This is a genomic window from Frankia sp. CeCAU1, assembly GCF_977971845.1.
In genome coordinates this window covers 16,626-25,602 of record NZ_CDWWXA010000069.1, presented here as the reverse complement: position 1 = coordinate 25,602, position 8,977 = coordinate 16,626, and the positions used below count along the sequence as shown (strand labels likewise).

The window sequence follows — 8,977 nt, the reverse complement described above, 5'->3', positions numbered from 1 at the left end:
ATCCGGGAGGTGTTGGGCACCGAGCTGAACGTCCGCACGCTGTTCGCCGGACCCACCCCGGCCGGTGTCGCGGCATCCCTGGAGACCCGCGGCGAGGGCGACGACTTCGACGTCCTGCTGCCGATCCGCACCGAGGGGACCCGGCCCGCGCTGTTCTGCGTCCACCCGGTGGAGGGCATCAGTTGGCGCTACACGGGCCTGGCCGACCACCTACCCGCTGACCTGCCCATCTACGGCCTCCAGGCACGAGGCCTGGCCCGGACCGAGCCGTTGCCGCGGACCGTGGCGGACATGGCGGCCGACTACTTCGAACGGATCCGGTCCGTCCAGCCCACCGGCCCCTACCACCTGCTCGGCTGGTCGCTGGGCGGGGTGGTCGCCCATGCCCTCGCCACCCACATCCAGGCACGGGGCGAGCAGGTCGGCCTTCTGGCGATTCTCGACGGCTATCCCGCCTCCACCGCCGTACGGAGCCGGTCGGATGACGGCCGGGAGGTCATGCCGAAGGTCCGCGGGAAGATGGACCAGCGGCTGGACCGGATGATCGAGCAGCTCGTCGGCCGTGGGGACGTCGGCCGTGGGGACGTCGACGGCGGGGACGTCGACGGCGAGCGGCTGCGCAGGATCCGCTCGGTGCTCGACAACACCATGAGACTGGGCGCGGAGTTCACTCCGGACGTCCTGCACGGCGACCTGCTGCTGTTCGTCGCGCTGCTTGACCGGTTGCCCTCCCAGCCCGCAGCCGAGGCGCCCACCCTGTGGCGGCCCTACGTCGACGGGCGGATCGACGGTCACGAAATCTCAGGAGCCCACCAGGAGCTCATGCAGGCAGAACATCTCGCGGAGATCGCACGGGTGATCACCGAGAAGCTGGCACGACACGAGAGGTGAGAAAGGTGCCGACGACAAGCATTCGACCGCTCCTCCGTAGCAAGCCGCGCATGTGGGGATGGACCTTCCGATGACCATCAGCCTCGACCGGCCGGAGCCCCCGGCCGCAGCGCTCCCGCACGTCCGGCCGATCGCCAGGATCGCGGGTGTCGGGACCGCGGTGACCGCCACGTCGTACACCCAGCGGGAGCTGCTCGACATCCTGGGCGTGACGGATCCCAGGGTCCGCTCGGTCTTCCTCAACAGCGCGATCGATCGGCGCCACCTCACCTTGCCCCCGGCCGACGCCGCCGGCCGCCGGGTCTGCGAGCCGCAGGGCGACCTGCTGGACAAGCACAAGCGGCTCGCCGTCGGCATGGGGATCGAGGCCCTCACCGCCTGTCTGAAGGACGCCGGCGCCGAGCTGGCCGACTTGGGCCACCTGTGCTGCGTGACCTCGACCGGATTCCTCGTCCCGGGGCTCAGCGCACTGATCATCCGCGAGCTGGGCATCGACCGGCACTGCAGCCGCAGCGACATCGTCGGCATGGGCTGCAACGCGGGCCTGAACGCGCTCAACGTGGTGGCCGGCTGGTCGGCGGCACACCCGGGAGAGCTCTCTGTCGTGCTGTGCGTCGAGGCGTGCTCGGCGGCGTACACGCTGGACTCCACGATGCGCACGGCCGTGGTCAACAGCTTGTTCGGCGACGGTGCCGCCGCGGTGGCCATGGTCGCCGGCACGCCGGGTCCGGGGGCGCGCGTTCTGAAGTTCGCGAGCTGCGTCATCACCGACGCGATCGACGCCATGCGCTACGACTGGGACCGCGACCAGGGACGGTTCAGCTTCTTCCTCGACCCGCAGATCCCCTACGTGGTGGGCGCGCACGCCGAGCTGGTCGCCGACCGACTGCTGGCGGGCACCGGCCTGCGGCGCAGCGACATCGCCTACTGGCTGGTGCACTCGGGCGGGAAGAAAGTCATCGACGCGGTCGTGGTCAATCTCGGGCTCACCCGCCACGACGTCCGGCACACCACCGGAGTCCTGCGTGACTACGGGAACGTGTCCAGCGGCTCCTTCCTGTTCTCCTATGAGCGGCTGTGCCAGGAGGGCGTTACCCGTCCCGGTGACCACGGGGTGCTGATGGCGATGGGGCCCGGCTCCACCATCGAGATGGCGTTGGTCCAGTGGTGAGGGCGAAGGAGATCGTGCTGAGGATCGACGGCACCCAGCCGTTGTCGGCCGAGTCGGTCCGCCGGGTCGCCGAGGTCTGCGACCGGGTGGAGGACTCCGGCGGGACCGCAGCCCTGGTCGCCCACGTGTCGGGAGCCCCGCGCGGCGGGGTGCCCGAGAACCTGACCGTCGGTCTCGTGACCAAGTGGGAGCGGGCGCTGCGCCGGCTGGAGCGGCAGTCCGCGACGACGGTCGCCATCGCCTCGGGGGACTGTGGCGGGACGGCACTCGACGTACTCCTGGCCACCGACGTGCGCCTGGCCACCCCCGGCACTCGGCTGCTCGTCATGACCGACGGCGGGGCCACCTGGCCCGGGATGGCCCTCTACCGGCTCGTCCAGCAGGTAGGGACCGCCGCGGCTCGCCGGGCGGTGATGTTCGGCGCGCCGATCGACGCCGTCGAGGCGCTGCGGCTCGGGCTGCTCGACGAACTGTCCGACGATCCGGAGGGCGTGCCGGTGGAAGCCTTCCCCGGGCGGGAGCTGGCGATCAGACGGCAGCTGATGTTCGATGCGAACACCACGAGCTTCGAGGAAGCGCTCGGTGCCCACCTGGCCGCCTACGACCGTGCGCTGCGCCGCGGGGCGGCATCATGACGGCCGGGGTCGCCGCCCCGCAGCGGGCGGAGAAGGCTCTGGCCGAGGCGGCCGAGCGCGCCGAGGAACGGCTCGGCGCGTTGCCCGAGCCCGTGGCGCGCTCATCCGAGCAGCGGGCCGAGGCCGCCGCCGTGGTGGACGGGATCCGCCTGCTGCGGGTCCGGTTCATGGACGCGCATGCCGACCAGGTGTACGACCGGCTCACGGCCGGCCGCACCAGCAGGCTGCGGCTCGGTGAGCTGGTCGAGGCGGCCGCGACCGCGGTCCCCGGCCTGGTGCCCACCGCCGGGCAACTCGCCGTGGAACGCGAGCGGCCGCAAAGAAACAAGGAAGGGCGCGAGATCGACCAGGGCATCTTCCTGCGGGCGGTGCTGCGCTCGCCGCTGTCCGGTCCGCACCTGCTCGACTCGATGCTGCACCCGACCCCGCGCGCGCTGGCGCTGCTGCCCGAGTTCCGCCGCACCGGTTCGCTGCGGCTGGAGACGGTACGCCTGGACCGGCGCGACGGGGTGGCCCACCTCACCATGTGCCGCGACGACTGCCTGAACGCCGAGGACGAGCAGCAGGTCGAGGACATGGAGACCGTCGTCGACCTGGCCCTGCTCGACCCGGCCGTCCGGGTGGGGCTGCTGCGCGGCGGGGAGATGAGCCATCCGCGCTACCGGGGCCGGCGGGTGTTCAGCGTGGGCATCAACCTCAAGCGCCTGCACGCCGGTGAGATCTCGCTGGTCGGGTTCCTGCTGCGTCGCGAGCTCGGCTACATCAGAAAGATCGTCAGAGGTCTGATCGCCGGAGAGGATGCGACCTGGCGCGGTGGCGTGATCGAGAAGCCGTGGGTGGCCGCCGTGGACACCTTCGCCATCGGCGGCGGGGCCCAGCTCCTGCTGGTCTTCGATCATGTCCTGGCCGCGGCCGACTCCTACTTCAGCCTTCCGGCCACGCGGGAGGGCATCATTCCCGGGGTCTCGGCGCTGCGGCTCAGCCGGTGCGCCGGGCCACGGCTGGCCCGCCAGGTCATCCTGGGCGGCCGCCGCATCTGGGCGACCGAGCCCGCGGCCCGGTGCGTGCTCGACGAGGTCGTCGAGCCGCACGAGCTGGACGCCGCTGTCGACCGGAGCGTGGCCCGGCTCGACGGGCCGGCGGTGGTCGCCAACCGGCGGATGCTGAACCTCGCCGAGGAACCTGTGGCGGAGTTCCGCCGCTTCGTGGCCGAGTTCGTGCTGCAGCAGGCGCTACGGCTTCATGATCAGGATGTCATCGACAAGGTCGGCCGATTCGCCGGGAGCCTCGCATGAACGAGCCGCGGGTGCGCTACGCGAAGAAGGGCCACGTGGCCAGCATCATGATCGACCGGCCTGAGGTGTTCAACGCGCTGGACCAGCGGACCCACCAGGAGCTCGCCGCGATCTGGAACGACGTGGAGGCCGACGATGAGGTGTGGGTGGCGGTGCTGACCGGCGCGGGCGACCGGGCCTTCTCGGTCGGCCAGGACCTCAAGGAGCGGGCAGAGCTCACCGAGCGAGGCACGCCCGCCACCTCCCTCGGTAGCCGGGGTCAGCCCGGCTGGCCCCGGCTTACCGAGCGCTTCACCCTGTCCAAGCCGGTGATCGCGCGGGTCAACGGGTACGCGCTGGGTGGCGGGTTCGAGCTGGCCCTGGCCTGCGACCTCATCGTTGCCGCCGAGCACGCGGTCTTCGGGCTGCCGGAGGCGCGGCTCGGCCTGATCCCCGGGGCCGGCGGCGCGTTCCGGCTGGCCCGGCAGCTTCCGCTGAAGACCGCGATGGGGTATCTGCTCACCGGTCGCCGGATGACCGCCGCGACGGCACTGCGGTTCGGCCTGGTCAACGACGTGGTTTCCTACCCGGAGCTGGACGGCTGCGTCGCCGAGTGGACCGACGACATCATCAGAAGCGCCCCCCTCTCGGTTCGCGCCATCAAGGAAGTGGTGCTCAGATCTCTCGACATGCCGCTGCCGGAGGCATTCTCCGCCCGATACCACTGGGAAGAGCGGCGCCGGCACAGCCTGGACTCCGCGGAAGGGGTCCGAGCGTTCGTCGAGAAACGCGACCCAGAATGGGCTGGCCGCTGAGCCCGCGCCGTCCGCCGCCCACCGCTGGTGCGTCGTCCAGGGGAAAGAATCCGTAATCGGGGGTGGGCGTCATTCCGGTTAACCAGCGGGCTGGGGTGGAAAGCGCGTCGAGGCGCAACGAACGGAGGGGCAAGAATGGACATTCATTCGATCGACCACATTGAGCTGTTCGTCGAGGACGCCGCGCAGGCTGCGGCCGAACTGTGCGATTCCTTCGGTTTCACCGTCACCGGCCGAGGCGGGCCGCGCACCGGGCTCAAGGGCTGCGAGTCGGTGCTGCTGCGGCAGTGCGACATCACTGTCGTCGTCACCGCCGCGACCAGCTCCGACCACCGCGCCGCCGAGTTCGTCCGTCGGCACGGCGACGGAGTGGCGGTCATCGGCTTCGCCGTCGACCAGGCGCAGGCCGCGTTCGCCGAGGCGGTGAATCGTGGAGCGGTGCCGGTCACGCCGCCCGAGACCCTGGGAACGCCGGGCTGCCGCGTGACCTTCGCGTCGGTGGCCGGGTTCGGCGACGTGGAGCACCGCTTCACCTCCCGGGAGGCGGTCGAGGGGCCCTTCTCGCCCGGCCTCATCGAGGAGACCGTCCCAGACCGCTCCAACGAAGGCCTGCTCAGGGCCATCGACCACGTCGCGGTCTGCCTGCCCGCCGGCGAACTGCACCCGACCGTACGCGCCTATCGGGACGTGTTCGGCTTCACCCGGACCTTCGAGGAGCGCATCGTGGTCGGCTCTCAGGCCATGGACTCCCAGGTGGTGCGCAGCCCGTCCGGCAAGGTCACCTTCACCATCATAGAACCGGACACCACCCGCGCCCCCGGCCAGATCGACGAGTTCGTCCGCTCGCATGGCGGGGCGGGAATCCAGCACATCGCGTTCCGCACCGACGACATCACGGCGGCGGTCCGGGACAGCGCGAAGCGCGGGGTGCGGTTCCTCACCACCCCGGCGAGCTACTACGAGGCGCTGCCGGCGCGGCTCGGCCCGGTCGGCGTCCCGGTGGAGACGCTGCGTGAGCTCAATATCCTGGCCGATCGCGACCACGGCGGCGTCATGCTGCAGATCTTCACCGCGTCCCGGCACCCCAGGCGGACCTTTTTCCACGAGCTGATCGACCGCCGCGGCGCCCACACGTTCGGCAGCAACAACATCAAGGCCCTGTACGAGGCCGTCGAACGCCAACGGGCCGTCGAGAGCGCCTGACCTCGGCCTTGGGGGAGTGAGCAGGTGGGAGCTGATCTCGTGCCCCGGCGCCTCATCGTCATCGGCGCCGGATTAATCGGCACCTCGATCGCCCTGGCCGTACGCGACCACGGCGCCGACGTGCTGCTGACCGACCGCGATCCGGCGGCGGCGCGGCTCGCCGCGGGCCTCGGCGCCGGGGTGGCGCTGCCCGGCGGACCCGCCGCCTACCGGGGCGCTCCCGCCGACCTCGCGGTGCTGGCCGTACCGCCCGCCGCCGTGCCTGCCGCCCTGCGGGACGCGCAGAAGCACCAGGTGGCCCACGTGTACACCGACGTGGCCAGCGTCAAGCAGGCACCGATCGCCGAGGCCGCCAAGCTGGGCTGCGACCTCACGGCCTTCGTCGGAGGCCACCCCCTGGGCGGCAGGGAATGGTCAGGGCCGCTGGCCGCCCGGGCCGGCCTGTTCCGCGGCCGGTCCTGGGTACTGTGCCCCACCGGCGAGTCCGGCACGGCCGCCGTCGCCACGGTGACCGCGCTGGTGCGGGCCTGCGGCGCGCTGCCGGTCCTGATGGATCCCGCCGAGCACGACCGGGCGATGGCGGTGATCTCGCACGCCCCGCACGTGGTGGCCTCGGCGATGGCGGCCCGCTTCGTGGACACCCCGGAGACAATCATGAGGCTGACCGGGCAGGGTGCGCGCGACGTCACCCGGATCGCGGCGGGCGACCCGCGGCTGTGGCTCGGCATCATGTCGGCCAACGCCCATCCGATCGCCGACGTGCTCGACGAGGTGGCGCGGGATCTGGCGCGTACGGCCTCGGCGCTGCGGTCCGAGGGGAACACCGCCGTCACCGATCTGCTGGTCCGCGGCCGGGTCGGGCACGGTCGCATCCCCGATCCACAGAAAGCGGAGGACAGCTGATGGAGACAACCCATTACCCGCGCAAGGAAGACCTGCGCAAGGAAGACCTGCACTCCAGCGTCGCCGATCCCGTCATGGACACGATGAACTTTCTCAACGAGGTCACCGTGCGTTTCCCCACGGCGATCTCGTTCGCTCCTGGACGGCCCTATGACGGCTTCTTCGACATCGAGCAGATCTTCACGCAGGTGCGGCGTTATCTCGATCACCTGGCCGAGCGGGGCGACTCGCCGGCTCAGATCCGCGACACCCTGTTCCAGTACGGCCCGTCCGCCGGACAGATCCGGAAGCTGATCGCCGAATCACTCCGGGTGGACGAGGGCATCGACGTGCCGCCGGAGTCCATCGTGGTCACGGTCGGCTGCCAGGAGGCGATGTTCCTGGCGCTGCGGGTGCTCATGCGGGACCCGGGCGACGTGCTGGTCGTCTCCAGCCCGTGCTACGTGGGGATCACCGGCGCGGCCCGGCTGTTGGACATCGAGGTGACCCCGGTCGAGGAACGGGCGGACGGGCTGCACTGCGCCGATCTGGCGGCCGCGGTCGCGGCCGAGCGGGCGCGCGGGCGCCGGGTCAGGGCCGTCTACGTGGTCCCCGACCACTCCAACCCCTCCGGGGTGACCATGCCGCTGCCGGCCCGGCGGGCGCTGCTCGACCTGGCCGTACGCCTTGACCTGCTGATCCTTGAGGACAGCCCGTACCGGCTGGTCAGCCCGGGCCCGCAGGTGCCGACGCTGAAGTCGCTCGATCCGGCGCGCCGGGTGATCCACCTCGGCTCCTACTCCAAGACGGTCTTCCCGGGGGCCCGCGTCGGATTCGCGGTCGCCGACCAGGTGGTGCGGGACGCCTCCGGAGGGACCGGGCTGCTGGCCGACGACCTCGCCAAGATCAAGAGCATGGTCACGGTGAACACCTCGCCGCTCAGCCAGGCCGCCATCGCCGGGGCACTGCTCGCCGCCGACGGCCGGATCTCCGAGCTGAACGGCGAGACCTCGGCCTACTACGGCGACACCATGCGCGCCATGCTGCAGTGCCTGGACAAGCACCTGCCGGCCGAGCGGCGGGCCGAGCTCGGGGTGAGCTGGAACTCACCCGGCGGCGGATTCTTCCTGACCATGCGGGTGCCGTTCCGTGCCGACAATGCCGCGCTGACCCGTTCGGCGCAGGACTTCGGGGTTATCTGGACGCCGATGTCCTACTTCTATCCGAAGGGCGGCGGCGACCACAGCATCCGGCTGTCCACCAGCTACCTGACCCGCTTCGACATTGAGGAGGGCATCGCGCGGCTGGTCGGCTTCGTGGAGTCGCAGGCCAACCCGCCGCACTGATCCGGTTACCGCACCGATCCGGTTACCGGGGTGATCCGGTTACCGCACCGATCCGGTTACCGCACCGATCCGGTTACCGGGGGCCATGGGTCGGCTGGCCGGGTGAAGCCTATGAACCGGGCGTGCACGATGACGAGGCGTGTCGTTCGGTCATCGAATCTGAGCGGACATTTTCAGGGCCGGATGTCCAACTGCTGAATCGGACATCTGGCCGGGTACCGCCTTGCTCTGCCCGTCACGGGTCGGTTACCTTGCAGTGGGATGAGTCGTTATCCCCAAATGGTCGCCGACGGAGAGAGGTAATGGTCATGACCAATCCCTTCGAGGACGAGTCCGCCAGCTATTTCGTGCTCGTCAACGACGAAGGCCAGTATTCGCTCTGGCCGGTCTTCGCCGAGGTTCCAGGAGGCTGGTCCATCGTCCACGGTGAGGACTCCAGAAAGGCGTGCCTGGACTTCATCGAGGAGAACTGGACGGACATGCGGCCCAAGAGCCTCATCGCGGAGATGGCGGAGTACGAGACCGCCGACTGACGGCAGGTCTCGCCGCACCACTCGATACCGGACGGATGAGGCGGGGACGTCGATGCCTGGTACTGCGGACCTGACACTACCGGAGATGTTTCAGGCGCAGGTGGTCGCGCGGCCTGATGCGGTGGCGGTGGTCTGTGAGGATGTGCGGTTGACCTATGCGGAGTTGGATGCCGCGGTGAACCGGCTGGCTCGTCTGTTGGTGGGTTTGGGGGTGGGGCCGGAACGGG

Annotated in this window: 10 protein-coding genes; all 10 read left to right on the top strand. The window is 70.5% G+C overall.

From position 1 onward, the window contains the following. Positions 1 to 891 (top strand): alpha/beta fold hydrolase (locus AC08OO_RS13575; RefSeq protein WP_476611340.1); only part of this gene is annotated, 891 nt, incomplete at its 5' end. A gap of 70 nt (positions 892 to 961) precedes the next feature. Continuing rightward, positions 962 to 2,062: a 3,5-dihydroxyphenylacetyl-CoA synthase DpgA gene (gene dpgA / locus AC08OO_RS13570; RefSeq protein ID WP_476611341.1), complete on the top strand. Its 1,101-nt coding sequence runs from the start codon at positions 962 to 964 to the stop codon at positions 2,060 to 2,062. A gap of 14 nt (positions 2,063 to 2,076) precedes the next feature. Then, positions 2,077 to 2,697, top strand: a complete 621-nt coding sequence (dpgB, locus tag AC08OO_RS13565; protein ID WP_476611342.1) for an enoyl-CoA-hydratase DpgB — start codon at positions 2,077 to 2,079, stop codon at positions 2,695 to 2,697. Continuing rightward, complete coding sequence (gene dpgC, locus AC08OO_RS13560; protein ID WP_476611343.1) at positions 2,694 to 3,992, top strand: (3,5-dihydroxyphenyl)acetyl-CoA 1,2-dioxygenase DpgC; 1,299 nt, start codon at positions 2,694 to 2,696, stop codon at positions 3,990 to 3,992. The genes dpgB and dpgC overlap by 4 nt, the downstream gene beginning before the upstream one ends. Then, complete coding sequence (gene dpgD / locus AC08OO_RS13555) at positions 3,989 to 4,786, top strand: enoyl-CoA-hydratase DpgD (RefSeq protein ID WP_011436867.1); 798 nt, start codon at positions 3,989 to 3,991, stop codon at positions 4,784 to 4,786. Before dpgC ends, dpgD begins: the two co-directional genes overlap by 4 nt. Positions 4,787 to 4,921: 135 nt before the next feature. Continuing rightward, positions 4,922 to 5,989: a 4-hydroxyphenylpyruvate dioxygenase gene (gene hppD / locus AC08OO_RS13550; protein WP_476611344.1), complete on the top strand. Its 1,068-nt coding sequence runs from the start codon at positions 4,922 to 4,924 to the stop codon at positions 5,987 to 5,989. Positions 5,990 to 6,013: 24 nt separating this feature from the next. Beyond that, entirely contained in the window at positions 6,014 to 6,892 is an 879-nt protein-coding gene (locus tag AC08OO_RS13545) for a prephenate dehydrogenase (RefSeq protein ID WP_476611345.1), read from the top strand. Beyond that, positions 6,892 to 8,217, top strand: coding sequence for an aminotransferase-like domain-containing protein (locus AC08OO_RS13540; RefSeq protein ID WP_476611346.1), 1,326 nt, complete (start codon positions 6,892 to 6,894; stop codon positions 8,215 to 8,217). The genes AC08OO_RS13545 and AC08OO_RS13540 overlap by 1 nt, the downstream gene beginning before the upstream one ends. Before the next feature lie 308 nt (positions 8,218 to 8,525). Continuing rightward, positions 8,526 to 8,750 carry an MbtH family protein gene (locus AC08OO_RS13535; protein WP_035734592.1) on the top strand — a complete coding sequence of 75 codons (225 nt, stop codon included), beginning with the start codon at positions 8,526 to 8,528 and terminating at the stop codon, positions 8,748 to 8,750. 52 nt (positions 8,751 to 8,802) lie between these two features. After that, positions 8,803 to 8,977, top strand: a 175-nt coding sequence (locus AC08OO_RS13530; RefSeq protein WP_476618574.1) for an AMP-binding protein, incomplete at its 3' end; no start/stop codon positions are given.